The following is a 26157-nucleotide window of genomic DNA, read 5'->3' on the forward strand; positions in this document are numbered from 1 at the left end:
TGTTATTCAGTGGGCCTGGCCATGCCATGGCACCAGCTTGCGCTGCAGGGCACGCAGGCCCATTTCCATGGCGAAGGCAATCAGGGCGATGACCAGGATGCCCAGCACCACCACATCGGTGACCAAAAACTGCGCCGCTGACTGCACCATGAAGCCCAGGCCGCTGGTGGCGGCGATCAGTTCGGCGGCGACCAGGGTCGACCAGCCCACGCCCAGGCCGATGCGCACGCCGGTGAGGATGTCGGGCAGGGCGCTGGGCAGAATCACATGGCGGATCAACTGCGCCCGCGTCGCGCCCAGGGACTGCGCTGCGCGCAATTTGGCCGGGTCTACGGTGCGTACGCCGGTGGCGGTAGCGATGGCAATTGGCGCGAAGATCGCCAGGTAGATCAGCAACACTTTGGACAGCTCGCCAATGCCGCACCAGATCACGATCAGCGGCAGGTAGGCCAGCGGTGGAATCGGGCGGTAGAACTCGATCAGCGGGTCGAGAATGCCACGGGCAATACGGTTGGCGCCGATGGCAATGCCGACCGGCACGGCGGTCAGCACCGCAAAGCCCAGGCCCAGGCCGATGCGACCCAGGCTGGCGCCCAGATGCTGCCAGAGGGTGGAGTCCATGTAGCCGCTGGTTGCCAGCAGCCAGCCTTTTTGCAATACGGCCGCCGGCGGCGGCAGGAACAGCGGCTCGATCAGCCCGCTGGCGGTCACGGCCCACCACAGCGCCAGCAGCGCAACCAGCGTCAGCACACTGATCCAGCGTGTGCTCAACGTGCGACGCAGCGGTGGGCTGGCTTGGCTGACGGCAGTGGCCGGGATTTCATAACTGCTCATGCGTACACCTGCCGTTGCGAGAACACTTTGCCCAGCACGTGCTCGCGGGTTTCGATAAACCGTGGGTCGGACTTGATCGCGCGCGCCGATTCGCCGGCAGCGTAACGCTGGCCGAAATCCAGGCTCAGGCGCTCGACGATTTGCCCGGGGTTGGGGGCCAGCAGAATCAGGTCGGTGGCGAGAAATACCGCTTCTTCGATGTCGTGGGTGATCAGGAACACCGGCTTGGCCGTGCGCCGCCAGACTTGCAGCAGCAGCTCTTGCATCTGTTCACGGGTGAAGGCATCGAGGGCGCCGAAGGGTTCGTCCATCAGCAATACCCGCGGGTCGGCGGCCAGGGCGCGGGCCAGGCCCACGCGTTGTTTCTGCCCACCGGACAGTTGCCAGATGCGCCGGCTGTCAAAACCCGCCAGGTCCACCAGCGCGAGCATTTCACGGGCGCGGACTTGCCGTTGGGCCTTGGGCACGCCGGCCAGTTCCAGGCCGAAGCCGACATTGGCCAGCACATCCTGCCAGGGCAGCAGTGCGTCGTCCTGGAACACCACGCCACGTTCGGCACTCGGGCCTTTGACGGGTACGCCGTCGAGGGTGATGCGCCCGGCGCTGGGTTCGACGAAACCGGCAATCAGGTTCAACAGCGAAGTCTTGCCACTGCCGGAAGGGCCGAGGGCTACCAGCAATTGCTGGGGCCCAAGGGTCAGGGAAATATCCGCCAGCACGGGCGTGGTTGCGCCGGGGTACTGTGCGCTGATGCGCTCCAGCTGTAGCAAGGCCATCGCAGTGAACTCCCGATCAGTTGGTGATGAACTTGGCGCTGACGTAAGGGGCGTAGTCCGGCAGCACGGCCTCGACCTTGCCTTGTTCCTTGAGGAACGTGGCGGTGTCGGTCACAGCCTTGGTGGTGGGGGCGCCAAGCAGCGTCACTTGGTCGGCGGCCAGCGGGTAGACGTTGCCTTGCAGCAGCAACGGAATGTCGCTGGCCTTGGCGCCGGAGAGCTTCACCAGTTTGTCGACGTTGCCCTTGTCGGCCAGCCAGGCTTGTGGGTCTTTGCGGTATTGGGCGTAGGCATCGAGGGTGACTTTGGCGAAGGCGCTGACGATTTCCGGGTGCTTCTCGGCAAAGTCCTTACGCACGATCCAGGCATCGAAGGTCGGCGCGCCGAACTTGGCCAGTTCGCCGGAGGTGATCAGCACTTTGCCGCTTTCCTTGGCCACGCCCAGGGCCGGGTCCCAGACATAAGTAGCGTCGATATCGCCACGCTTCCACGCCGCAATGATGGCCGGCGGGGCGAGGTTGAGCACGGTGACTTTCGCGGGATCGATGTTCCAGTGTTTGAGCGCGGCCAGCAGGCTGTAGTGGCCGGTGGACACGAACGGCACGGCGATTTTCTTGCCGATCAGGTCCTGGGGGCTGTTGATCCCGGAACCGTTGCGCGCCACCAGGGCTTCGGCGCCACCGATCTGGGTCGCGACGAGGAAGGTCTGCACCGGGACTTTGCGGGTGATGGCGGCGGTCAGCGGGCTGGAACCGAGATAGCCGATCTGCACGTCGCCGGACGCGATGGCGGCGATGATATCGGCGCCATTGTCGAATTTGCGCCAGTCGATCTTGGCGTTGGTGGCTTTTTCATAAGCGCCGTCGGCCTGGGCGACTTTGGCCGGGTCAACGGTGGTCTGGTAGGCGATGGTCACGTCGGCCGCCTGGGCAAACAGGCTCGCGCCGGCCAGGGATACAGCCGCCAGGAGGCGCAAAGGGGAAGGCAGTTTCATGGTGTAGCTCCTCATCAGGCGGCCGAGGGTCGGCGTGGGAGGAGACTAAATGATCTAAGAATCCGAAAATAAATAACATTTTCGAATTAGCTTATGAGGAGAACTTTGAAGACGCTTAGGACAAATGTGGGAGCGGGCTTGCTCGCGAAAGCGGTGTGTCAGTCAATATAAGTGCTGACTGATACACCGCTTTCGCGAGCAAGCCCGCTCCCACACGGGATCCGAGCCAGGTGTCAGTTGCTGATCGCCAGGATGCTGGCCTGGTAAGACCCGACAAACACATCGAAATCGCCCACTTCGTTCTGCTCAAGCTCCGCCTGTTGTGCCAGGGAACTGCGGGCCAGCTCTTCAAAGCGTGCTTGTTCGTCCGCCGGCAACGGCTCGCTGCGGAAGTACTCGGCATGCACTTCGCTCTGGCGCAGGGAGAACTGCGCAAAGCTTTCCTTGCGCTCCTGCATCGCCGCCAACACCTGGGCCGACGGGGTCAGGGACGGGTCCTGAATCTTCGCCAACTGGGCATCCAGCGCCTGGCTGTGCTCATTGATGCCATGGCTCTGGTCCAGTAGTGCGGCCAGCGGGGCGATTTTCTCCAGCAGTTCGGCGGCCCATGCCTTCATTTCCACGGGTTGCCCGCGACGCTGCAATTGCAGACCCGGGCGCCGGCCTTCCTTGACCACGCTGAGGAAGTTCGATGTGGCATTCCCGCACTCGTTGTTTTCGAACAACGGGCTGTCATTCAGCGCGCAGTACAGCAGGAACGCATCGAGGAAGCGCGACTCTGGCAAATCGATACCCATCGGCAGGAACGGGTTGATGTCCAGGCAGCGCACTTCGATGTACTGGATGCCACGGGCCATCAGCGCCTGGATCGGCCGTTCGCCGGTGTAGGTCACGCGCTTGGGGCGGATGTTGGAGTAGTACTCGTTTTCGATCTGCAGGATGTTGGTGTTGAGTTGCACCCACTCACCATCCTTATGGGTGCCGACTTCGACGTAAGGCGCGTAGGGCGTTGCCACCGCTTCACGCAGGCTGTCGGTGTAGCTGGCCAGATCGTTGTAGCAAGGGGTCAGGCCGGCCTGGGCGTTGCTTTGGTAGCCCAGGTCGCTCATGCGCAGGCTGGTGGCATACGGCAGGTAGAGGGTGTCGGCATCGAACTGTTCAAGCTGATGGGAGCGCCCGCGCAAAAAGCCTGCATCCAGGGCCGGCGAGGCACCGAACAGGTACATCAGCAGCCAGCTGTAGCGGCGAAAGTTACGGATCAGGGCGATATAGGCCGTGGACTGGTAGTCACGGTCGGTGCCCACGAAGCCTTCGGTTTCCTTGAGCAGCGGCCACAGCTCTTCCGGCAGGGAGAAGTTGTAGTGGATCCCGGCGATGCACTGCATGGTCTTGCCGTAGCGCAGGGCCAGGCCCTTGCGATACACGTACTTGAGCTGTCCGATGTTGGAGGTGCCGTAGTAGGCAATCGGAATATCTTCCTCGGCCGGCAACGGGCACGGCATCGATGGACTCCACAGGTACTCGTTGCCGAGCTTGCTGTAGGCAAAACGGTGAATTCGGTCGAGGCTGCGCAGGGTGTCTGCCGGGTTTGGCAGTGCCGGCGTGATGAACTCCAGCAGCGACTCGGAATAGTCGGTGGTGATCGATTCATGGGTCAATGCGGCGCCCAGGGCCTCTGGATGCGGCGTTTGAGCCAGGCGACCTTCGCCGGTGACACGCAGGCATTCACGCTCGATGCCGTGCAGGCAGTGCTCAAGCAAAGAGAGGTGTTCGCGCTTGCCGAGCAGAGCCAGGCGGCGGTTGAGAAGTTCGCTCAAGTTGGATTCCTTCACGCGTCAGTCGCCCCAATATGGGGGTGGGCAAGACGGTCTACAAGGGTGAAGTTAAAACTGGCGTTATCGCCTGGTTTTCGAGCCGGAATAACCTGCTCTGAAAGTGCCGACTTCATTCCCTGAATTAGGCTATTACGCAGGAAGAAAATTCCGACGCTGTTTTCGCAGCGCCGAAATTAACCCAAATTGATCACAGGGAGCTATAGGACAGCGAAGGTGCCCTGTGCTTTTGCGACGAGTTTTTGCTCCTGATACACCTCGGCCTCGACCACCAGCGTGCGCCGGCCGGGGTGGATGACCCGGGCGGTACACAGCACGTCGCCGTCGGACACGGCGCGGATGTAGTTGATTTTGCACTCGATGGTCGCGCTTTGTTGGTCAAAACCATGGGCGCTGGAGCAGGCCAGCCCCATGGCAATGTCCACCAGGCTGAAAATCGCCCCGCCATGGAGCTTGCCTGCGCGGTTGCGCAGGTGTGGCTCCAGGCTCAGGGCCACCTCGGCAACGCCCTGGTCCAGGCGTTGCAGGCGGCAGCCGAGCAGTTCGCTGAAGGCGCTGTGGGTCTGGCCGGCGGGCAGATCCATCAGCGTTTCTTCAGTTGCTTGGCGTTGGCGAACAGCGAAGCCATGGCATTGTTTGCCGGGGCTGCGGTGGCGGTTTCCTTGGGTGGTGCGCTGTTTTCCGAGCGGTTCTGCGACTGGCGCGGTGCCGAACCCGGACGTGCGCCACGGGCGCCATCGATTTTCTCGCCGGGGGTATCGCTCATGCGCATCGACAGGCCCACGCGTTTGCGTGGGATATCGACTTCCATGACCTTGACCTTGACCACGTCACCGGCCTTCACTGCCTCGCGCGGGTCCTTGATGAACTTCTCCGAAAGCGCAGAAATGTGCACCAAACCGTCTTGATGCACGCCGATGTCCACAAATGCGCCGAAGTTGGTCACGTTGGTCACCACGCCTTCGAGGATCATCCCCAGTTGCAGGTCCTTGAGGTCTTCGACGCCTTCCTGGAACTCGGCGGTCTTGAACTCGGGACGCGGGTCGCGGCCTGGTTTTTCAAGCTCTTGCAGGATGTCGGTGATGGTCGGCACGCCGAAGGTTTCGTCGGTGTACTTCTTCGGATCCAGACGCTTGAGGAACGCGGCGTCGCCGATCAGCGAACGGATATCGCGGTCGGTCTCGGCGGCAATGCGTTGTACCAGCGGATAGGCTTCCGGGTGGACGGCCGAGGAGTCCAGCGGGTTGTCGCCATTCATGACGCGCAGGAAACCGGCGGCTTGTTCGAAGGTTTTTTCGCCAAGGCGTGCGACTTTTTTCAGCGCTGCACGGGTCTTGAACGCGCCGTTTTCGTCACGATGGTTGACGATATTCTGCGCCAGGGTGGCGTTGAGGCCGGAAATCCGTGCGAGCAAGGCGACCGAGGCGGTGTTTACGTCGACGCCGACCTTGTTCACGCAGTCCTCCACCACCGCATCCAGGCCGCGCGCCAGTTTGAGCTGCGACACATCGTGCTGGTACTGGCCGACGCCGATGGATTTGGGGTCGATCTTCACCAGCTCGGCCAGGGGATCCTGCAGGCGGCGGGCGATGGATACGGCACCACGGATCGACACATCGAGGTCGGGGAATTCCTTGGAGGCCAGTTCCGACGCCGAGTACACCGAAGCGCCAGCCTCGGAGACCATGACCTTGGTCATTTTCATGCCTGGGTATTTTTTGATCAGCTCCAGGGCCAGCTTATCGGTTTCGCGGCTGGCGGTGCCGTTGCCGATGGCGATCAGGTCTACCGCGTGCTTGGCACACAGGGCGGCCAGGATGGCGATGGTCTGGTCCCACTTGTTGTGGGGCACGTGTGGGTACACGGTGGCGTGGTCCAGCAGCTTGCCGGTGGCGTCGACCACGGCGACCTTGCAACCGGTGCGCAGGCCCGGGTCCAGGCCCAGGGTCGCGCGCGGGCCGGCTGGCGCTGCCAGCAGCAGGTCGTGCAGGTTGTGGGCGAACACGTTGATCGCTTCGGTTTCGGCGCCGTCGCGCAATTCGCCCAGCAGGTCGGTTTCCAGGTGGGTGTAGAGCTTGACCTTCCAGGTCCAGCGCACGACTTCACTGAGCCACTTGTCCGCAGGACGATTCTGATTCTGGATGCCGAATTGTTGGCCGATCATGCCTTCGCACGGGTGCATGGTGCCCGGCAGTTCGTCGCCGACTTTCAATGCGGAGCTGAGAATGCCTTCGTTGCGGCCACGGAAAATGGCGAGTGCGCGGTGGGACGGCATGCTTTTCAGCGGTTCGTCGTGTTCGAAGTAATCGCGGAACTTGGCGCCTTCTTCCTCTTTGCCGGCGATGACGCGGGCGCTGAGGATGGCTTCCTGTTTCAGGTAGTTACGCAATTTTTCCAGCAGGTTGGCATCCTCGGCGAAACGCTCCATGAGGATGTACTTGGCGCCTTCGAGGGCAGCCTTGACGTCGGCGATGCCTTTTTCAGCATCGACAAAGCGCGCAGCTTCGGCTTCCGGGGCCAGGGACGGGTCGTTGAACAGGCCGTCGGCCAGCTCGCCGAGGCCGGCTTCCAGGGCGATCTGGCCCTTGGTGCGGCGCTTCTGCTTGTACGGCAGGTACAGGTCTTCGAGGCGGGTCTTGGTGTCGGCGAGCTTGATATCGCGTTCAAGTTGCGGGGTCAGCTTGCCCTGCTCCTGGATGCTGGCGAGGATGCTGACACGCCGTTCGTCGAGTTCTCGCAGGTAGCGTAGGCGCTCTTCCAGATGCCGCAGCTGGATGTCATCGAGGCTGCCGGTCACTTCTTTACGGTAACGGGCGATGAAGGGCACCGTGGAGCCTTCATCCAGTAGAGCGACGGCCGCTTCGACCTGTTGTGGGCGTACACCGAGTTCCTCGGCGATGCGGCTGTTGATGCTGTCCATAAAACCACCTGAAATTCTTGAAAGCAGTGCGCAGGCCCGGAAAACAAGGCCGTGCGCGGCTGGTTGAGCGGCCCGACTGGCGCCGCTGCCTGGGTCAAGAGGCAGCCTATTGACCCTCGAAATCGAAAAAGTCACGACAAACAGATGAAAAAACACCAGGCCGGCCATGGCATGGCCGGGCACTGAGGCGCGGCATTATAACCAGCGTTCCCTTCTTGGGGGGATTGCGCCAAGGGCACGTGCACTGGTGGTTGGAGAAAAATCTGCTAACAATGCGTACCGTGCGTATAACGGCAGCTAAGCCATAATGCGCGCCAGATAAGAGGAGCATCCAATGAGCAGCACTGCACAAACTGCTGAAGGCGAAAAAATTCTCATCGTTGATGACGATCCGGGGCTGAGCAGCCTGCTGGAGCGTTTCTTCACCTCCAAGGGCTACCGTGCCCGCGCGGTGCCGAACACCGAGCAGATGGACCGCCTGCTGGGGCGTGAAGTCTTCAATCTGGTCGTACTCGACCTGATGTTGCCGGGTGAAGACGGCCTGACGGCCTGCAAGCGCCTGCGCAGTAGCAACAACCAGATCCCGATCATCATGCTGACCGCCAAGGGCGACGAGCTGAGTCGTATCAAGGGCCTGGAACTGGGCGCCGACGATTACCTGGCCAAGCCGTTCAACCCCGACGAGCTGATGGCTCGGGTCAAGGCCGTATTGCGTCGTCAGGCGGCTCCCGTCCCGGGCGCTCCAGGCAGCGAAGACGAAAGCGTGACCTTCGGTGACTACGAACTGTCGCTGGCGACCCGTGAGCTCAAGCGTGGCGAAGAAGTCCATATGCTCACCACCGGTGAATTCGCGGTGCTCAAGGCGCTGGTGATGAACGCTCGCCAACCGCTGACCCGTGACAAGCTGATGAACCTGGCCCGGGGGCGCGAGTGGGATGCCCTGGAGCGCTCCATCGATGTGCAGATTTCCCGTCTGCGCCGGATGATCGAGCCGGATCCGTCCAAGCCGCGTTATATCCAGACAGTGTGGGGCGTGGGTTACGTGTTTGTGCCGGATGGCACAGCAACCAAGTAACCGATGATTTGCACAGGCGGGTACTCCGGAGTTCGATCCCAATGGGTCGGCCGGATGCCCGGCGTCTGCAATTCTGCGAGCCGTGCTCGCTCTTGCCAGGTGTCTAGCTGTCTTCTATGAAAACCCCGCTGTGGTTCCCCCAGAGTTTCTTCTCCCGCACCCTTTGGCTGGTGCTGATCGTCGTTCTGTTTTCCAAGGCCCTGACCCTCGTTTACCTGCTGATGAACGAAGACGTGCTGGTGGATCGACAGTACAGCCACGGTGTGGCGCTGACATTGCGTGCCTATTGGGCTGCCGATCCGGAGAACCGTGAAAAAATCGCCAAGGCGGCGACCTTGACTCGCGTGGTGGGCGCGGGTGTTCCCGAGGGCGAGCAGCATTGGCCTTATAGCGAGATCTACCAGCGCCAGATGCAGGCCGAACTGGGCGAGGACACTGAGGTGCGGCTACGGATGCATGTTTCGCCAGCGTTGTGGGTCCGGGCCCCTAGCCTGGGGGATGGATGGCTGAAAGTGCCACTGTATCCCCATCCGCTACGGGGGCAGAAAATCTGGAACGTACTCGGCTGGTTCCTGGCCATTGGCCTGCTCTCCACCGCGTCGGCCTGGATTTTCGTGCGCCAGCTCAACCAGCCGCTCAAGCGCCTGGTGTTTGCTGCCAGGCAACTGGGGCAAGGTCGCAGTGTGCGCCTGCCAATCAGCGACACGCCCAGCGAAATGACCGAGGTGTACAGCGCGTTCAATCAAATGGCCGAAGATGTCGAACAGGCCGGGCGTGAACGCGAGCTGATGCTGGCCGGGGTTTCCCATGACCTGCGCACGCCGCTGACACGTTTGCGCCTGTCCCTGGAGTTGATGGGCAACCACACCGATCTTACCGATGACATGGTCCGCGACATCGAAGATATGGATGCGATTCTCGACCAGTTCCTGGCGTTTATCCGCGATGGTCGCGATGAGGTGGTAGAGGAAGTCGACCTGACCGACCTGGTACGCGAGGTCGTGGCGCCCTATAACCAGAACGGCGAGCAGGTGCGCATGCGCCTGGAGCCGATCCAGCCCTTTGCCTTGCGTCGGGTCTCGATGAAGCGCCTGCTGAACAACCTGATCGGTAATGCCCTGCACCACGCGGGGACTGAGGTGGAAGTCGCCGCCTATGTGTCGGGTGATACCAACGCGCCTTATGTGGTGTTGAGTGTCATGGACCGTGGCGCAGGGATCGATCCGGCGGAACTGGAGGGCATCTTCAACCCCTTCACCCGTGGCGACCGTGCCCGTGGTGGCAAGGGTACCGGGTTGGGGTTGGCGATTGTGCGGCGGATTGCTTCGATGCATGGCGGCAATGTCGAACTGCGCAACCGTGCCGATGGCGGGTTGGAGGCGCGGGTGCGCTTGCCGTTGGGGCTGATGTTGCCCCGAGATGCGGTCTAAACCCTTACGAATATCAAATGTGGGAGCTGGCTTGCCTGCGCGAAGATGTAACAGTCGACATTGATGTTGAATGTTAGTCAGTCATCGCTGGCAAGCCAGATCCTACAAGGGTTCTCAGCCCTTGCCTTTGGTACGAGTCATGTTCGGCCCGCTGTTCTTCTCCAGATGCTGAATGATGATCCCCGCCACATCCTTGTTGGTGGTGGTTTCGATCCCTTCCAGGCCCGGTGAAGAGTTCACTTCCATCACCAGTGGCCCGTGGTTGGAGCGCAGGATATCCACTCCCGCCACACTCAAGCCCATGACCTTGGCCGCACGCAGGGCGGTCATGCGTTCTTCCGGGGTGATCTTGATCAGGCTGGCGCTGCCGCCCCGGTGCAGGTTGGAGCGAAACTCCCCTGGTTTGGCCTGGCGTTTCATCGCCGCAATCACCTTGTCCCCCACCACGAAGCAACGGATATCCGCGCCGCCGGCTTCCTTGATGTATTCCTGGACCATGATGTTCTGCTTGAGGCCCATGAACGCTTCGATCACCGACTCAGCCGCCGTGGCGGTTTCACACATCACTACGCCAATGCCTTGGGTGCCTTCCAGCACCTTGATCACCAGGGGAGCGCCGTTGACCATCTCGATCAGGTCGGGAATGTCATCGGGGGAGTGGGCAAAGCCGGTCACTGGCAAGCCGATACCGCGGCGCGACAGCAACTGCAGGGAGCGCAGCTTGTCCCGGGAGCGAGCAATGGCCACCGATTCGTTGAGCGGAAACACCCCCATCATTTCAAACTGGCGCAGTACCGCGCAGCCGTAGAAGGTCACCGAGGCGCCGATGCGCGGGATCACCGCGTCGAAGCCTTCCAGTGGTTTGCCCCGATAGTGGATCTGCGGCTTATGACTGGCAATGTTCATATAGGCGCGCAACGTATCGATCACCACCATCTCATGGCCCCGTTCGGTGCCGGCCTCGACCAGACGACGGGTGGAATACAGACGCGGGTTACGCGACAGCACAGCGATCTTCATGCAACACCTGTGGCAGCAATAGTAGAGACCGGGAACACCGGCTTGTCTTGAACGTACTTGAGCCCCGGGTTGACCACCAACTGGCCGTCGATCAGGGCTTTGGAACCTAGCAACAGGCGGTAACGCATGGTTTTGCGGCAAGCCAGGGTGAACTCCACCCGCCATACCCGATCACCCAGGGCCAGGGTGGTGCTGATGACGTAGCGCACCTGCGCCTGGCCGTTGGAGCTTTTAATGGTTTTCATCGCCACCAGCGGCGCTTCGCAACGCCGGTGACGCAGTTGCACCACGCTGCCCAGGTGCGCCGTGAAACGCACCCACTTTTCACCGTCACGCTCAAAAGGCTCGATCTCGGTGGCATGCAGGCTGGAGGTACTGGCCCCGGTGTCGATCTTCGCGCGCAGGCCCGCCACTCCCAGATCGGGAAGCGCCACCCATTCACGCAGACCGACAACGGTCAAATGGTCAAATGTCTTCAATATGAACAACCGGCAATCAGAAATATTTCGACGTCAAACGACACTAGCGTCCAACTGCTCACAGATTATGACAACCCTGGAACGTTGACGGGCGCTTGGAGCCGAATTCGCGGTATTCACGCAGAATATTCACCAAATGGCGACAGATATCTTCACGCCATAAAAAACCATGGCTGAAGGGAAACCGCCTGACACCTGGCGTATCTTAGGTGAGCCTTGGCGTTTGTGCGTCGAAGGGGTTCGACGGTTAAGTTGCGACATTTTTCAGAGCGAGGAATTCAAGTGGCTCAAAAGCAGGAAGATGACGAAAAAGTCCGTTTGGACAAGTGGTTGTGGGCTGCGCGTTTCTACAAGACCCGGGCCTTGGCCAAGGCCGCCATCGAGAGCGGCAAGGTGCATTGCCGTGGCGAACGCTGCAAGCCGGGCAAGGAACCGCACATTGGCGACGAGTTGCAGATTCGTGTTGGCTTTGAAGAGAAGACCGTGGTGGTGCAGGCGCTTTCCATCGTCCGCCGGGGCGCTCCCGAAGCGCAGGCGCTGTATACCGAGACGCCGGCAAGTATCGCCAAGCGCGAGAATGCGGCGGCCATGCGCAAGGCCGGAGCGTTGGGTATGAGCACCGACGGCAAGCCAAGCAAGAAACAGCGCCGCGACCTGTTCAAGTTTCGCGGCAGCGGCAATGATGAGTGAGGCTTTACGTGCAGGAGCCGGCCAGGCTCCTGCACCTGGGCTCAGGCGTTGCGGATCACGCTCAAGCGATTGATCACAGGTACTCGTTGCAACAACCCGAATACCGGTTCGGTCACGCGCAGCAGCCAACCGGAGACCTTCGCAGTAAACGGCGTGTAATAACCCCAGCCCAGTGCCAACAGCGCCAGCAGCACGCCACCGATATAGTCGTCTTGCCCCCAGTGTGCACCGGCCACCAGGCGCGGCATCATGAACAGCAGCGCCAGCCCCCAGACCAGCACGACTTGCCCGATCCGCTTGGCAAATACACTCATGAACATCCCCCAGATCAGCAGCACCGAAGCGTGGTCCCCAGGGAAGCTCTGGCTGGAGCGGTCCTTCAACTCCCAGGTTTTTTCCAGGTCAGGGAAGTAGTCGCTCATGTGGATCGCCCCGCTGATCACCATAGAGGGGCTGTTGTGCTGCCAGCCCATCTGCGCCGCGAGCTTGGAAAACAGCATGCGGATAAACAGCAGTAACAGCAGGATCGCGAGGAAACCAAAAAACGCCTGGCGCACCTCAATCGCCTTGAACACCCATTCGCCGCGAATCAGCAGCATCAGCAGGATTACCCCGACCACCGCATCAAATGGTCGCAGGCTCGCTACCGCCCAGACATGCAGCCAGGTCGGGTTGCTGGCCAGAGGGTCGTTGAGTAGATGAAACAGCCATTCGTCGAATATCACGCAAAGCATCTGGCCTGCGGGCCATAGCCAAAAACACAGCAGCCCCAGAGCGAGTAAATTGCACAGGGCCAATCGCCCGAGGTTCCACTTGGCTTGGAACAAACCCGGATTGTTCATAAACTGTTTCCTCTTCGCTCTAAAACTCTTCATCTATCGGAAGAAAAGCGCACCAAATTGGTGCTAAAGCGCATAATTTTAGAAACATTGTCATCACTTTGTCATCAATTCAGATACCCAGACCTATGACTGATCTACCGGATACCGACTTCACCCAACGTTTCCTCTTTGACGACAACGACGCTCGTGGCGAACTGGTTGCCCTGGAGCGCAGCTATGCCGAAGTCCTTGCCAAGCACCCCTATCCGGAGCCGGTCGCACAGTTGCTCGGCGAACTGATGGCCGCCGCGTCGCTGCTGGTCGGCACCATGAAGTTCGATGGCTTGCTGATTCTGCAGGCCCGTTCCGAAGGCCCGGTTCCCATGCTGATGATCGAGTGCTCCAGCGAGCGCGAAATCCGTGGCCTGGCCCGTTATGAAGAGGACCAGATCCCGGCGGACGCGACCCTCGCCGACCTGATGCCCAACGGCGTACTGGCGTTGACCATCGACCCGACCGTTGGCCAGCGCTACCAGGGCATTGTCGACCTGGACGGTGAAACCCTGTCCGACTGCTTCACCAACTATTTCGTCATGTCCCAGCAAGTGGGCACCCGCTTCTGGCTCAATGCGGATGGCAAGCGCGCCCGTGGCCTGCTGTTGCAACAGCTGCCGGCCGACCGCATCAAGGATGAGGATGAGCGCGAAGAAAGCTGGCGCGGCCTCACTGCCCTGGCCGGTACGCTGACTGCCGAAGAGCTGCTGGGCCTGGACAACGAAACCATCCTGCACCGCCTGTACCACGAAGAAGAGGTGCGTCTGTTCGATGCGCAATCGCTGCGTTTCCATTGCAGCTGTTCCCGCGAGCGTTCGGGCAATGCCCTGGTGAGCCTGGGCCTGGAAGATGCGCAAAACCTGGCTGTGGAGCATGGTGGCCGAATCGAAATCGACTGCCAGTTCTGCAATCAACGCTACCTGTTCGACGCTGCCGATATCGCCCAATTGTTCGCTGGCGCTGGCGTTGACACCCCTTCGGGCACCCACCACTAAAACGTTTAAGCACAGGTAAATCACCTGACAAACGCCGGATTAGAGGTGTTCTGACGGGAGGGCCCTACTTTTTTTGGGCTTTTCTGGCATAATCCGGCCCACTTTTTTCGCGGTAGTAGTGCGCAACTTTCTACTACAAAACGTTTGGAGCACTCGGCCATAGGCCGACGGGGAACCTCATGACGCAAGCCAATAACGCCGTATACACCGATCTGAGTGTTGACGATCTGGTCAAAGAAGCCCTGCAGCGCGGTGAAGGCGTGCTTGCCGATACCGGCGCGCTGGTCGTAGAAACCGGTCACCGTACCGGGCGTTCGCCAGTCGACCGTTTCATCGTTGAAGAGCCGTCCACCCAGGCCGCCATTGCCTGGGGCCCGATCAACCGCAAGTTCCCGGCCGACAAGTTCGATGCCCTGTGGGCTCGCGTCGAGGCTTTCAACAACGCGCAAGAGCATTTCGTTTCCCACGTTCACGTTGGTGCTGCCGAAGACCACTACCTGGCCGTGAAAATGACCACCCAGACTGCCTGGCAGAACCTGTTCGGTCGTTGCCTGTTCATCAACCCGGCCCAGTACAACCCGGCCGGTCGTGAAGAATGGCAAGTGCTCAACGTTGCCAACTTCGAATGCGTACCTGAGCGTGACGGCACCAACTCCGATGGTTGCGTGATCCTCAACTTCGCCCAGAAGAAAGTTCTGATCGCAGGCATGCGTTACGCCGGCGAGATGAAGAAAGCCATGTTCTCGGTGCAGAACTTCCTGCTGCCGGCGGCTGACGTGCTGCCAATGCACTGCGCTGCCAACATCGGTGAAGACGGCGACGTGACCCTGTTCTTCGGCCTGTCCGGCACCGGCAAGACCACCCTGTCTGCCGACGAAAGCCGTTACCTGATTGGTGACGACGAACACGGTTGGGGCGAAGGCGTGGTGTTCAACATCGAAGGCGGTTGCTATGCCAAGTGCATCGACCTGTCCGAGAAGAACGAGCCGGTAATCTGGAAAGCCATCAAGCACGGCGCAGTCCTGGAAAACGTCGTGATCAACGATGCCAAGCACGCCGACTACACCGATGTCAGCCTGACCCAGAACAGCCGCGCCGCGTACCCACTGGAGCACGTTGCCAAGCGTTCCGAGAAGAACCTGGGTGGCGAGCCGAACGCAGTGATCTTCCTGACCTGCGACCTGACTGGCGTGCTGCCACCGGTGTCGATCCTCAACGAAGAACAAGCGGCCTACCACTTCCTGTCCGGCTACACCGCACTGGTGGGCTCGACTGAAATGGGCTCGGGCAGCGGCATCAAGTCGACGTTCTCTACCTGCTTCGGCGCGCCGTTCTTCCCGCGTCCGGCTGGCGAATACGCAGAGCTGCTGATCAAGCGCATCCGCGGCTTCGGCTCCAAGGTCTACCTGGTCAACACCGGCTGGACCGGCGGCGGCTACGGTGTTGGCAAGCGCTTCAACATCCCGACCACCCGTGCAGTGATCGCAGCGATCCAGAGCGGCGCGTTGATCGGTGCGCAAACCGAGCACCTGGACACCATCAACCTCGACGTGCCATTGGCCGTACCGGGCGTTGAGACTGGCCTGTTGAACCCACGCAACACCTGGGCTGACAAAGCAGCCTACGACGAAGCCGCGAAGGCTCTGGCCGGCCTGTTCGTCGAGAACTTCAAGAAGTTTGAAGTGAGCGACGCGATCAAGGCAGCGGGTCCTAAGTTGTAAGATTCGCCAGCTGTTAAAAAGCCGCCCCTAGTGGGCGGCTTTTTTGTGCGCGCGCAAATCTCTATGAACGTAGAGCAGGACGGCAAAAAGGCGCAGATCCGAATGTGGGAGCGGGCTTGCTCGCGATTGCGGTGTATCAACCGCTGGATGCATTGACTGACCCACCGCTATCACGAGCCCACAGACATTAATGACGCAGTGTTCTTTAGCTCAGATTTTCCAGCGTCTGCGTATCCCAGCTATGAGTCTTGATGGCCAGGTAAAGCATGCCGATGGTGAGCGGCATCTTCTCGCCCCGGCCCTTGGCGCGATGTTTGAGGAACACGTCAAACACCGGTGGGTTGAAGTAACGGTAGGCATCATAGTCGCCCAGGTCCAGATCAAATGCCTGCTCCAGCGCTTCCATAAACTGCCTGGCCTCCGCGCCGTCGCACCCGAGGTCGAAGTTGAGCGAAGTTTTAAGGCGGATGGTCTTGTGCTTGGGCAGGCCGATTTCTTCATGCAGCAATTGCAGGAGCTGCTGCATGACGGGGTCTTCTGGGAAGTGCGGGGCCAGGTTCATGGTGGGGGCACGCCGGAGTGGGTGAGGGGGTTGGTCATGGCGATAGCGGTACTTGTTGCGGGTGAAGAACAGTGCCAAGCCTATCAAGAACAGAGCGAGGGGGAGCAGTTGAATACTAAGAATGATCGCTACGTAAGGTAGCCAGAATGTCAGGATCAAACCGCTTGCTATAAACGTGACAGCAAAACGTTTTCTGAGTGTGCAGTCGGTGATTTTGTAATACAGCAACAGATAAAAGGCGAAGAAGATCGCCGCCTGTAGATAGAGCATTTGACTATGGCTCATTTGAGTACACGTGTAGTGAGAGGCTGGAGCGCTGCGGGCCAATTCCCCCGCTGACCTGAGCCTCTAGGCCGATGATGATGTCTGCATGCTGGAAGTTGCGTAGCTGGCGCGATATCAAATCGCTGGTAGCTTTTTCGACCATTGATTCTGCCTTGCTGGACATGAGCCCAATTGGGGCTGCCACCGCTCCCGATATAGTTTCTTTGATGACGTTGTTCCGGTTGTTCAAGCTATCTGCCTGTTTTCTAGTCAGCGGTTTTGAAATGACCACTGTCATGAGGCAAGGGAGGTCTTGGGCGAGCATTCGCTCATACAGATTTTGTAGTTGCAGGCGAACTTCCTGCGCTGAGGTCTTTGCTTCTAGTAAGCAAAGACTGGCAAGTGCTTGCTTGTTGTTGGGTCGTACGGTGAAACGAATCACGCTGAACGTGACCCCGTAATGGCCAATGTATTGAGTCCTTTCAAGGTCCACGGATTTCTTGCCGAGAGGGTTGAGAGGGCGCTAGTTTCGATCAGGCTTGGTTGATTCTGTAGGGGGTTGAGTTTGCACTGGAGGTAGTTTGGGAAGCGTATGGTGCCTTGCTTGGCGATTTCCTACAGAGGCTTCCGATACTTGAAGTTGGGCTAAGAGGCGCCCACCCATAGTTGGGATAAAAACCACGTCACATTTTGTATAAAATCCCGGCAAGCCGCCTGAATTCAGCGTATGTTTCACCGCAAAATCTTGTAGGGCGATTCCGCCCACTACTTAAAGGGAGTTAAGCATGGGTTTGCTTCGTGTCGCTTCGGCGATGTCTTTGTGTGCGCTGGCGTTTGCCGTCCAGGCCGAGCAGTTGCCGATTGAAGTGCTCAGTGCGGTGGTCAAGGACCAGAAAATCGCCGACGCCGAAGTCTTGCTGCAACGCAACGGCGCGCAGAACGTGGTGGGGCGCACCAACGCCCAGGGTCAAGTCACCCTCACCAGCGAAGTGGCCGATGGCGCCGACAACCTGCTGATCATCAAGAAGCCTGGCTACTCCAACCTGGTGGTCAAATGCCCGTGCAAAGGCATGACCTACGCCATCAGCCCGGTGATGGAAAACCTCGACGGCCTGCGTGTGGTGCTGACCTGGGGGCAATCGCCTTCGGACCTTGATTCCCACATGATCTTCCCTGGCAACAATATCTACTTCAACAGCAAGACCGGCACCGACGCCGAGCTGGATGTGGATGACACCGACAGCTACGGCCCGGAAACCATCACCCTGCAGAAAAAACACTACGGCGAAAGCTATGTGTACGCCGTGCATGACTTCTCCAACCGCACCAACACCGGCTCTACGGCGCTGTCCGAGAGCCAGGCCAAGGTGTTTGTGTACATGGGCCAGTCCCTGGTGCGCACCTACTACGTGCCGACCAATCGTACCGGCAACTTGTGGACGGTGTTCCGCATGACCGGCAGCGGCGACTTCCAGGACATCAATACCTTCACCGGCGTGCTGGTCGAAGCCAAGGACGTGCTCAACGAAGTCAAACCGCTGCTCAACGACAGCGTTGCGGTTGATGCCGTGGTGGTCAGTTCTGCAGTCCAGGGTGATGCGAAAAAACTGAACCTCAAAGGCGAAGCTGCCTACCAGGCCGGTAACCTGGACCAGGCAATTGACTACTTCCGCCAGGCGATCGAACTGGATAACTCGTTCGGCAAAGCCTACGGCAACCTCGGCCTGGCTTATCAGAAAGCCGGCAACACCGCAGAATCGATCTGGGCCAACCGCAAGGCCATCGCTTTGGCCAGCGGCCCGACCGCCGCTACCGTGCGTGCCGGGTCCTACTACAACATCGCGCGGATCTACGAAGCAGCCGGGCAGTTTGCCGATGCGCTGCGCCACTACCAGTTGGCCAAGGAGCAGAAGGCCAACCCGGTGTATGACAAAGCCATTGAGCGTGTGCAAAACCGCTGATCGAGCTGTAGCGATGCTGTAAAAAATGTGGGAGCGGGCTTGCCCGCGAATGCGTAGTGTCAGTCACTGACTGTGTATCTGATACACCGCATTCGCGAGCAAGCCCGTTCCCACATTGGTTTTTGAGTGTTTGCCGGATTGCCGACTGGGCCTCCTGGCCTGTGTATCATCCTGTCTCTCTTTTCCTCGCGACCTTTCTCGAACCGCTGAAAATACCGGGCTATGTTTTAGGTCTGTTCAGCGGTCAATGGAGTGACAGCTTATGCACGACACCCTCCAGCAGGTCTTTGGTTATCCCCAGTTTCGCCCAGGCCAGGAGGCCGCTGTCAGCGCCGTGCTGGCCGGTCGGTCGGCGGCGGCGATCTTTCCCACCGGTTCCGGCAAATCCCTCTGTTATCAGCTCTCAGCCGTATTGCTGCCGCACCTGACGCTGGTGGTGTCGCCGCTGTTGGCGTTGATGCAGGACCAGTTGGGCTTTTTACAGCGTCATGGTATTTCGGCCGGCAGTATCGATTCGGCGCAAAGTCGCGAGGAGGCCAATGACGTCATGGCCCGGGCCCGCTCCGGCGAGCTGAAAATCCTGATGATTTCCGTGGAGCGCTTGAAGAACGAGCGCTTTCGCAACTTTTTGCACAGCGTTTCGATTTCGTTACTCGTGGTAGACGAGGCGCACTGTATTTCCGAGTGGGGCCACAAATTCCGCCCGGACTACCTGAAGCTCCCCGACTACCAGCGCCAGTTCAAGATTCCCCAGGCGCTGCTGTTGACGGCCACCGCGACGCCCAAGGTGATTGCGGATATGCAGGCCAAGTTCGCCATCGCCCCCGCGGATGTGATTACCACGGGCTTCTACCGGCCCAACCTCAACCTGTGGGTAGAGCCGGTCAGCGGCGTGGACAAGCGCCGGCGCCTGGTGGAGTGGATGGGTGAGCGGGCCAACCAGCCGAGCATCGTCTATGTCACTTTGCAGAAAACCGCCGAGCAGATCGCCGAGCACCTGAACCGCCACGGCATCCAGGCCGAGGCCTATCACGCAGGTCTGCCCCATGATCAACGCGAGGGCATTCAGCGCCGGTTTATGGGGGGGCAGTCCAATTGCATCGTCGCCACCATTGCCTTCGGCATGGGCATCGACAAGAGCGATATCCGCAACGTGGTGCACTTCGACCTGCCCAAGTCCATCGAGAACTACAGCCAGGAAATCGGGCGCGCCGGTCGTGATGGCCAGCCTTCCGAGTGCCTGGTGCTGGCCAATCGCGACAGCCTCACAGTGCTGGAGAACTTCGTGTACGGCGATACGCCCGAGCAGGAAGGCATCCGGCTGGTGCTGGAGGAGTTGCTGGCAGCCCGGGATGACGGGCAATGGGAGTTTCTGCTGCGCTCGTTGGCAGAGCTGAGCAATATCCGTGAGCTACCGCTCAAGACCTTGCTGGTGCAACTGGAGCTCAAGGGCGTGATTGCACCGCGCTATGCGTTTTATGCCGAGTATCGCTTCAAGTACCTGGTGGAGCCGGATGTGTTGCTGGCGCGTTTTTCCGGCGAGCGACAGCAGTTTGTCGCCGCGATCATCCAGGTATGCAAACGGGCCCGTAGCTGGGCCACTGTGGATTTCGACGCGCTTTATCAACTGCACCAGGCCGAGCGTGGGCGGGTGGTCAAGGCGCTGGACTATTTCCAGGAGCAGGGGCTGATCGAGCTGGAGAGCAAGCAGATGACCGAGGTCTACAGCCTGCTCGATAGCGGGTTCGATCCCCAGGCCATGAGCGCCGAGTTATACACAGGCTTCAAGCAGCACGAAGTCACGGAAGTGGCGCGGATCCATGGGATGCTGGCGCTGTTCGCCAGCGAGCGTTGCCTGGGCTTTCGGCTGGCCGAGTATTTTGGTGATGCGGATGCGCCCCGCCAGTGCGGGCATTGTTCGGTTTGCCGTGGCCAGATAGCCCATCTCCCAGCGCCCCCTGGCTTGGCGCCGCTTGTGGATAAAAGCTTCCAGGCATTGTGCGCGGATTTTATCCACAGGCATCATCAGCACACCGGCAGCTTGCCGGGGGCTGAACGGTTGACGCGGTTTTTATGCGGGATCAGCGTGCCATTGTTTACCAAACTCAAGGCCCGCGGGATTCCAGGGTTTGCCGCGCTGGAAGAGTATCCGTATGCCCAGGTGCGGGATTGGGCCGGGGCCCATCTGAACGACCTGTAAATTCACTTTCACGAGACTTGCCCATGCCTGACTCAATGCCGCAGCGTGCCGATTACCGCCACTTCCAGCCGATCATTACGCGCTGGCACGACAATGACGTGTATGGCCATGTGAATAACGTCACCTATTACAGCTTCTTCGATACGGCAGTGAACACCTACCTGATCGAGCAGGGTGGGTTGGATATCCATGACGGCAAGGTGGTGGGGTTTGTGGTGAGTTCGGCGTGCGATTATTTCGCGTCGATAGCCTTTCCCGACCGTATCGATATCGGCCTGCGGGTGGGCAAGTTGGGCAACAGTTCAGTGCAGTACGAGTTGGCGGTGTTCAAGGCTGGCGAAGACGAAGCCTGCGCGGCGGGGCGGTTTGTGCATGTGTTTGTCGACCGGGCGACAAACCAGCCGGTGGCGATTGCGGGGGTGTTGCGCGAGGCTTTGCAGCGGTTGGTGATCTGACCCCGAACGCATAAACGCCACCGAAGCAAATGTGGGGGGGCTTGCCCGCGATGGCGGTCGATCAGTCAAGTATCCAATAACTGACCCACCGCAATCGCGGGCAAGCCCGCTCCCACACGGGGTATGCAGTGTTCTTTGGATTTACCGGTGACGGTAGTGATGCTTGTTCTTGCGATGCCCATAGGCATGCCCACGGCCACGATGATCATCGCGGTCGTAGCGACGGTTATCGCGCCCGCGATAGCGACGGTCGTCGTCGTCGCTCTTGTTGCCCATGTAGTTGCCCAGCGCGCCGCCGGCACCACCGCCCGCTGCCGCACCGATCAGGCTACCGGTGCTGCCGCCGACACTACGACCGACCACGTTGCCGCCGGCTGCGCCCAGTGCGCCGCCAATGGCTGCTTCGCCTCGGCTGCGTTTGTCTGCGCCCACTGCGCTACCGCCGGCGCCGCCCAGGGCCGCACCAATGGCCGAACCGGTATTGCCGCCGATCTGCTGGCCGACGACTGAACCTAGAACCCCGCCCAATGCGCCGCCTACACCGGCTTCGGTGGTGCCACCGGCCATGGCTGCGCCACTGACCAGGCCAAGGGACAACAAGAGAATCGAGGAGAACTTCATAGGTGAACCTCAAGGGGATGACGGCGCGATCCTGAGGTTGTCGGAATATTCTTACAATCGAATTCCGACCAGTGGTGCAGGTTGTATACAATTAGCTAAGTTACTGTTTTAACTCGGGAACTTAAGTCGTTTTTGCCGGTCTTTAGCTACTTCGGAACGGCCGCTTTTATGCAAAAGCGGCCTTTTTTGTGCCCGTAAGATCGTTCCCAGGCGTGGAGTCGATCAGGCGATTCTAGCCATTATCAAACCAGTCTCGCTGGCCGCTTCCAGGCGGATCGCCACGAACTTGGAAGTAGGCGTATGGCTACCGTCCCCAGTGCTTTCCAGTGGCACCAGCGGGTTGACCTCAGGGTAGTAGGCTGCCGCTTGCCCCGCCGGAATATCGAACGCCAGCAAGGTAAAGCCCTTGACCCGACGCTCGCGGCCGTCATCCCAGATCGACACGATATCGGCCTTCTGCCCTGGCTTGAAGCCCAGGCGGATGATGTCGGCTTCGTTGACGAACAGCACGTCGCGCTGGCCCTTGACCCCGCGATAGCGGTCATCCAGGCCGTAGATGGTGGTGTTGTACTGATCGTGGGAACGCATGGACTGCATGATCAGGTCGGGCAATTGGCCAGTGGCGCGGGTGCGTTCATGCACCAGGTCCTTGGGCAGGATATTGGCGCGGAAATTGGCGCGCCCTGACGGCGTGTTCCAGCGGCGTGCGCCGGCGCTGTTGCCCAGGTAGAAACCGCCTGGGTGTTGCACGCGCTCATTGAAGTCCTTGAAGCCGGGAATGGTATCGGCGATCAAGTCGCGGATGCGGCGGTAGTCGGCTACCAACCAGTTCCAGTCCACCGGCTTGCTGCCCAGGGTGGCAGCGGCGATGCCGGCGAGAATCGCCGGCTCCGATTTCATCAGCTTCGACAGTGGCTGCAGCTGGCCGTTGGAGGCGTGCACCATGCTGAACGAGTCTTCTACCGTCACCGCTTGCGGGCCATCGGCCTGAATATCGATGTCGGTACGGCCCAGGCACGGCAGGATCAAGGCCTGTTTGCCGTGGGCCAGGTGGCTGCGATTGAGCTTGGTGCTGATCTGTACCGTCAGGTCGCAGTTGCTCAAGGCCTGGAAGGTGCGCGGGCTGTCGGGCGTGGCTTGGGCGAAGTTGCCGCCCAGGCCGATAAACACCTTGGCGCGGCCTTCGAGCATGGCGTGGATTGCCTCGACCACGTTATGCCCGTTGTCGCGGGGTACTTTGAACTGGAAGCGGCGCTCCAGGGCATCGAGGAAGGCCACGGGCGGCCGTTCGTTGATCCCCATGGTGCGATCGCCCTGCACGTTGCTGTGGCCGCGTACCGGGCACAGGCCGGCGCCGGGGCGGCCGATGTTGCCGCGCAGCAGCATCAGGTTGGCGATTTCCTGGATGGTCGGCACCGAGTGCCGATGCTGGGTGATGCCCATCGCCCAGCACATGATCACGTTCTTGCCTTTGGCGTACATGCGCGCCGCCTGCTCGATCTCCACCAGGCTCAGGCCGGACTGCTCGACGATTTCATCCCAAGAGGTGTCGTCGATCTTCGCCAGGTAATCCAGCACGTTGACCGTGTGCTCATTGAGGAAGTCGTGGTCGAACACCGCCTCCTTGCCTTCGGCCTGGGCCTGGCGCTCCCACAACAGCAGGAACTTGGCCATGCCGCGCAGGATGGCCATGTCGCCACCCAGTGCTGGGCGGAAGTACGCAGTGTTGGTTGGCTTGTCGCCGTTGGTGAGCATTTCCAGCGGGTGTTGCGGGTGCTGGAAACGTTCCAGGCCACGCTCTTTGAGCGGGTTGATACAGACCACCTGGGCGCCGCGCTTCACCGCTTCGCGCAGCGGTTCGAGCATGCGCGGGTGGTTGGTGCCGGGGTTCTGGCCCCAGACGAAAATCGCGTCGGCGTGTTCAAAGTCGTCAAACGTCACCGTGCCTTTGCCCACACCCACGCTCTGCGCCAGGGCCACACCGCTGGCTTCGTGGCACATGTTCGAGCAATCCGGGAAGTTGTTGGTGCCGTAGGCGCGCACGAACAATTGATAGAGGTATGCGGCCTCATTGCTGGCGCGGCCCGAGGTATAGAACTCGGCCATATCCGGGCTTGGCAGGGCGCGCAAGTGCTGGCCGATCAAGTCGAAGGCTGACTCCCAGCTGATGGGCTTGTAACGGTCGGTCTCGGCGTCGTAGCTCATCGGCTCGGTCAGGCGGCCCTGGTATTCCAGCCAATAGTCGCTTTGTTCCAGCAGCGCGCTGACGCTGTGTTTGGCGAAGAACGCCGCGTCCACCCGGCGCTTGGTGGCTTCCCAGTTGACTGCCTTGGCGCCGTTCTCGCAGAACTTGACCATGCCGCTTTCCGGCGAGTCACCCCAGGCGCAGCCGGGGCAGTCGAAGCCGCCGTTCTGGTTGGTCTTGAGCATCATGCGGATATTCTTCAGCGCGTTGTCGCTGGTCAGCCACGCCTGCGCCACGCTGATCAGCGCACCCCAGCCGCCAGCCGGGCCTTTGTAGGGCTTGTAGCGCGGGGTTGGGGTTTGGTCGGCTTGGTGATGATTGCTCATGGCTGATACTCCATCGCAGGGCTATAGACCCGCGGCGCGCTTTTTTGCGGCAGGTGGATAAGGTTGAGGTTGTGCCGGCGTGCCCACTGCAGGGCCAGGCCGGTGGGCGACGACAGGCTGACCAGGGTCTGGATGCCCGCGCGCAGGACTTTCTGGATTAATTCGAGGCTGCAACGGCTGGTGACAATTGCCACGCCGCCTGCCGTCGGGATGTGCTGACGGACCAAGGCGCCGATCAGTTTGTCGAGGGCGTTATGCCGGCCGATATCTTCGCGGCCCAGCAGCAGTTCACCCTGGTTATTCATGAATACCGCCGCATGCACCGCGCCGCTGTATTGGCCCAATGGCTGAAAGGCGCTGATGCGCTGGCGCAAGCCCTCCAGCCACGCGGCAGGCGGCAATGGTGCGCCCGGCAACACCTTGAGGTCCGGCAGCGCTTGCTCCAGCGCTTCCACTCCGCACAGGCCGCAGCCGCTGGTGCCAGCCAGTTGCCGGCGCTGTTGCTTGAGGTTCCAGAAGGCACGGCTGGAGATCTGTACCTGAGCGTACTGGGCCGAGCCTGTGCCGCTCAGTTGCAGGTCGTAGATATCGCTGATGTCGCTGATGATGCCGCTGCCCAGGCTGAAACCGACGATAAAGTCTTCAAGGTCGGTGGGCGTCACCAGCATCACGGCCTGGCTGATGTCGTTATAGGCAATCGCCAACGCGACTTCCTCGGCCAGCGCGGTGCTGTCCGATTGCGTGCGGTCGAGGTTGCAATACTGATAACTCTGGCTGGCGGCGGGCGCGGGCGTTGTCAGGGCGGGCGCCGCGCGTGCTGGGCGCTGGGCGTTCATGAAGTCTAGTCACCGGCGAAGTGTTCAGAGTGAAGACTAGGCGCGACAAAGGGTCGCGTCTAATCGTCAGTACTGATCTGCCGATAGATGACGTCGATCAAGGTTCCAGCGGCGATTACTGATAAAGCGCAAAACACGCCTCGGCCAGCGCCGAACGCGGCGCACTGCGGCGCATGATCAGCCCCAGCTTGGCCAGGGTTTGCGCGTTTTCGATGGGTTGCAGCCGCAGGTGCTCGGTCAGGGCATCAAGGCCGCCGTCCAGGGGCATCACCGCACAACATAGCCCACCGTTCACGGCCTGCAGCAACTGATGGACGGCATCGGTTTGCAGCAAGGGTTGGGGGGTCAGGCCGCGGCTGTGGAAGTTGTGGTCGATGGACTGGCGAAAGTGCATGCCGCTGGTCAGCATGCCCAGGGGCAGTTCGATCAGCGCCTCCCAGCTCAAGGGCTTTTCGCCAAAACTGAAAAACCGTTGGTCGTACAGCAGGCCCATGCGGGTTTCGTCCAGGGCCAGGGAGTCAAAGCGCTCAGCGTCCAGGCGCTCGAGGTAGGACACGCCCAAATCCAGGCGATTGCTCGCCAGTTGTTCGAGGATCTGCTCGGAACTCAGGGCCGATAGCTCAAAGCGCAGGCTGGGGTGCTGCCTGTGCAGTTGTTGCATCAAGGCCAGCGGATCGAAGCTCGACAGCGGCACCACCCCCAGGCGCAATGTCCCCACCAGGTTGCCGCGGCAGGCTGCCGCCTCGGCCTGCAGGCCGTCATAGGCTGCCAGTACCGTACGCGCCCAGGCCAGCACCCGCTCGCCAGGGGCGGTGAAGCCCTCGAAACGCTGGCCGCGATTGACCAGCGGTAGCTCCAGTTCTTCTTCCAGGCTGCGCAGGCGCATCGACAGGGTCGGCTGGGTAATGTGGCAGCGCGCGGCCGCCTGGCCGAAGTGACGGGTTTCGTCGAGGGCGATGAGGAATTTCAGCTGTTTGATGTCCATCTTCGCTCCGGGCTCTTATTCCAATGGCGGGGGGATTCTAGCGCGTTTGCGTCATTGGTCG

At 60.5% G+C, this 26157-nt stretch carries 23 protein-coding genes; 8 read left to right on the forward strand and 15 right to left on the reverse strand.

The genetic code is table 11. The annotated features are described in order from the left end of the window. Positions 1–6: 6 nt before the first annotated feature. The 6 genes from tauC to FIV38_RS06600 form a co-directional block, all read right to left on the reverse strand. Positions 7–834, reverse strand: coding sequence for a taurine ABC transporter permease TauC (tauC, locus tag FIV38_RS06575; RefSeq protein ID WP_029299766.1), 828 nt, complete (start codon positions 832–834; stop codon positions 7–9). Further along, complete coding sequence (gene tauB / locus FIV38_RS06580) at positions 831–1610, reverse strand: taurine ABC transporter ATP-binding subunit (RefSeq protein WP_029299767.1); 780 nt, start codon at positions 1608–1610, stop codon at positions 831–833. The genes tauC and tauB overlap by 4 nt, the downstream gene beginning before the upstream one ends. A 16-nt stretch (positions 1611–1626) precedes the next feature. Beyond that, entirely contained in the window at positions 1627–2604 is a 978-nt protein-coding gene (gene tauA / locus FIV38_RS06585) for a taurine ABC transporter substrate-binding protein (protein WP_092232726.1), read from the reverse strand. Positions 2605–2837: 233 nt separating this feature from the next. Next, positions 2838–4421 (reverse strand): glutamate--cysteine ligase, encoded by a 1584-nt coding sequence (gene gshA, locus FIV38_RS06590; protein WP_070995015.1) that lies wholly within the window; start codon positions 4419–4421, stop codon positions 2838–2840. 215 nt (positions 4422–4636) lie between these two features. Beyond that, on the reverse strand, positions 4637–5020 hold the full coding sequence (locus FIV38_RS06595; RefSeq protein WP_092232729.1) for a PaaI family thioesterase: 384 nt from the start codon (positions 5018–5020) through the stop codon (positions 4637–4639). Continuing rightward, positions 5020–7356: a Tex family protein gene (locus FIV38_RS06600; RefSeq protein WP_092232732.1), complete on the reverse strand. Its 2337-nt coding sequence runs from the start codon at positions 7354–7356 to the stop codon at positions 5020–5022. Before FIV38_RS06600 ends, FIV38_RS06595 begins: the two co-directional genes overlap by 1 nt. A 334-nt stretch (positions 7357–7690) precedes the next feature. On the opposite strand from FIV38_RS06600, the gene ompR reads away from it, so the two are divergent. Together ompR and FIV38_RS06610 are read left to right on the forward strand one after the other, a co-directional pair. Further along, on the forward strand, positions 7691–8431 hold the full coding sequence (gene ompR / locus FIV38_RS06605) for an osmolarity response regulator transcription factor OmpR (RefSeq protein ID WP_029299776.1): 741 nt from the start codon (positions 7691–7693) through the stop codon (positions 8429–8431). A gap of 116 nt (positions 8432–8547) precedes the next feature. Then, positions 8548–9861, forward strand: coding sequence for an ATP-binding protein (locus FIV38_RS06610; RefSeq protein ID WP_029299778.1), 1314 nt, complete (start codon positions 8548–8550; stop codon positions 9859–9861). A 114-nt stretch (positions 9862–9975) separates the two neighbouring features. Here the strand turns inward: FIV38_RS06610 and rimK are convergent, their stop codons facing one another. Both rimK and rimB read right to left on the reverse strand, forming a co-directional pair. After that, complete coding sequence (rimK, locus tag FIV38_RS06615) at positions 9976–10881, reverse strand: 30S ribosomal protein S6--L-glutamate ligase (protein ID WP_029299780.1); 906 nt, start codon at positions 10879–10881, stop codon at positions 9976–9978. Then, entirely contained in the window at positions 10878–11360 is a 483-nt protein-coding gene (gene rimB, locus FIV38_RS06620) for a retropepsin-like aspartic endopeptidase RimB (RefSeq protein ID WP_029299782.1), read from the reverse strand. Before rimB ends, rimK begins: the two co-directional genes overlap by 4 nt. A gap of 282 nt (positions 11361–11642) precedes the next feature. Between rimB and FIV38_RS06625 the strand changes: the two genes are divergently transcribed. Continuing rightward, positions 11643–12050 carry an RNA-binding S4 domain-containing protein gene (locus FIV38_RS06625; protein WP_029299784.1) on the forward strand — a complete coding sequence of 136 codons (408 nt, stop codon included), beginning with the start codon at positions 11643–11645 and terminating at the stop codon, positions 12048–12050. Positions 12051–12091: 41 nt separating this feature from the next. Here the strand turns inward: FIV38_RS06625 and FIV38_RS06630 are convergent, their stop codons facing one another. Further along, positions 12092–12892: a phosphatase PAP2 family protein gene (locus FIV38_RS06630; RefSeq protein WP_029299786.1), complete on the reverse strand. Its 801-nt coding sequence runs from the start codon at positions 12890–12892 to the stop codon at positions 12092–12094. A 125-nt stretch (positions 12893–13017) separates the two neighbouring features. Here FIV38_RS06630 and hslO point away from each other — a divergent pair, with 125 nt between their 5' ends. After that, positions 13018–13920: an Hsp33 family molecular chaperone HslO gene (gene hslO / locus FIV38_RS06635; RefSeq protein ID WP_029299788.1), complete on the forward strand. Its 903-nt coding sequence runs from the start codon at positions 13018–13020 to the stop codon at positions 13918–13920. Positions 13921–14099: 179 nt separating this feature from the next. Continuing rightward, positions 14100–15641 carry a phosphoenolpyruvate carboxykinase gene (locus FIV38_RS06640; protein ID WP_029299789.1) on the forward strand — a complete coding sequence of 514 codons (1542 nt, stop codon included), beginning with the start codon at positions 14100–14102 and terminating at the stop codon, positions 15639–15641. Between the two features lie 205 nt (positions 15642–15846). On the opposite strand, the gene FIV38_RS30775 is transcribed toward FIV38_RS06640, so the two are convergent. Both FIV38_RS30775 and FIV38_RS06650 read right to left on the reverse strand, forming a co-directional pair. Next, the gene (locus FIV38_RS30775) at positions 15847–16203 is read right to left on the reverse strand and encodes a DUF1493 family protein (RefSeq protein WP_092237261.1); all 357 of its coding nucleotides are present in this window, start codon (positions 16201–16203) and stop codon (positions 15847–15849) included. Positions 16204–16477: 274 nt separating this feature from the next. Further along, a complete protein-coding gene (locus FIV38_RS06650) occupies positions 16478–16909 on the reverse strand; it encodes a hypothetical protein (RefSeq protein WP_186351788.1) in 432 nt (143 codons plus the stop codon). A gap of 343 nt (positions 16910–17252) precedes the next feature. On the opposite strand from FIV38_RS06650, the gene FIV38_RS06655 reads away from it, so the two are divergent. From FIV38_RS06655 to FIV38_RS06665, 3 genes are all read left to right on the forward strand, one after another. Next, positions 17253–18428: a tetratricopeptide repeat protein gene (locus FIV38_RS06655; RefSeq protein WP_029299795.1), complete on the forward strand. Its 1176-nt coding sequence runs from the start codon at positions 17253–17255 to the stop codon at positions 18426–18428. Positions 18429–18690: 262 nt separating this feature from the next. Continuing rightward, on the forward strand, positions 18691–20628 hold the full coding sequence (locus FIV38_RS06660; RefSeq protein ID WP_092232735.1) for a RecQ family ATP-dependent DNA helicase: 1938 nt from the start codon (positions 18691–18693) through the stop codon (positions 20626–20628). A 23-nt stretch (positions 20629–20651) separates the two neighbouring features. Continuing rightward, positions 20652–21083, forward strand: a complete 432-nt coding sequence (locus FIV38_RS06665) for an acyl-CoA thioesterase (protein WP_070995019.1) — start codon at positions 20652–20654, stop codon at positions 21081–21083. Positions 21084–21224: 141 nt separating this feature from the next. Here FIV38_RS06665 and FIV38_RS06670 read toward each other — a convergent pair whose 3' ends face one another. From FIV38_RS06670 to FIV38_RS06685, 4 genes are all read right to left on the reverse strand, one after another. Next, complete coding sequence (locus FIV38_RS06670; RefSeq protein WP_057437072.1) at positions 21225–21704, reverse strand: glycine zipper domain-containing protein; 480 nt, start codon at positions 21702–21704, stop codon at positions 21225–21227. Between the two features lie 222 nt (positions 21705–21926). Further along, the gene (locus FIV38_RS06675) at positions 21927–24275 is read right to left on the reverse strand and encodes an FdhF/YdeP family oxidoreductase (RefSeq protein WP_070995020.1); all 2349 of its coding nucleotides are present in this window, start codon (positions 24273–24275) and stop codon (positions 21927–21929) included. After that, positions 24272–25111, reverse strand: a complete 840-nt coding sequence (gene fdhD / locus FIV38_RS06680) for a formate dehydrogenase accessory sulfurtransferase FdhD (RefSeq protein WP_029299803.1) — start codon at positions 25109–25111, stop codon at positions 24272–24274. Before fdhD ends, FIV38_RS06675 begins: the two co-directional genes overlap by 4 nt. Before the next feature lie 115 nt (positions 25112–25226). After that, on the reverse strand, positions 25227–26096 hold the full coding sequence (locus FIV38_RS06685; protein WP_092232738.1) for a LysR family transcriptional regulator: 870 nt from the start codon (positions 26094–26096) through the stop codon (positions 25227–25229). Positions 26097–26157 lie beyond the last annotated feature (61 nt).

The sequence above is a fragment of the Pseudomonas proteolytica genome (genome assembly GCF_007858275.1).
GTDB lineage: Bacteria > Pseudomonadota > Gammaproteobacteria > Pseudomonadales > Pseudomonadaceae > Aquipseudomonas > Aquipseudomonas proteolytica.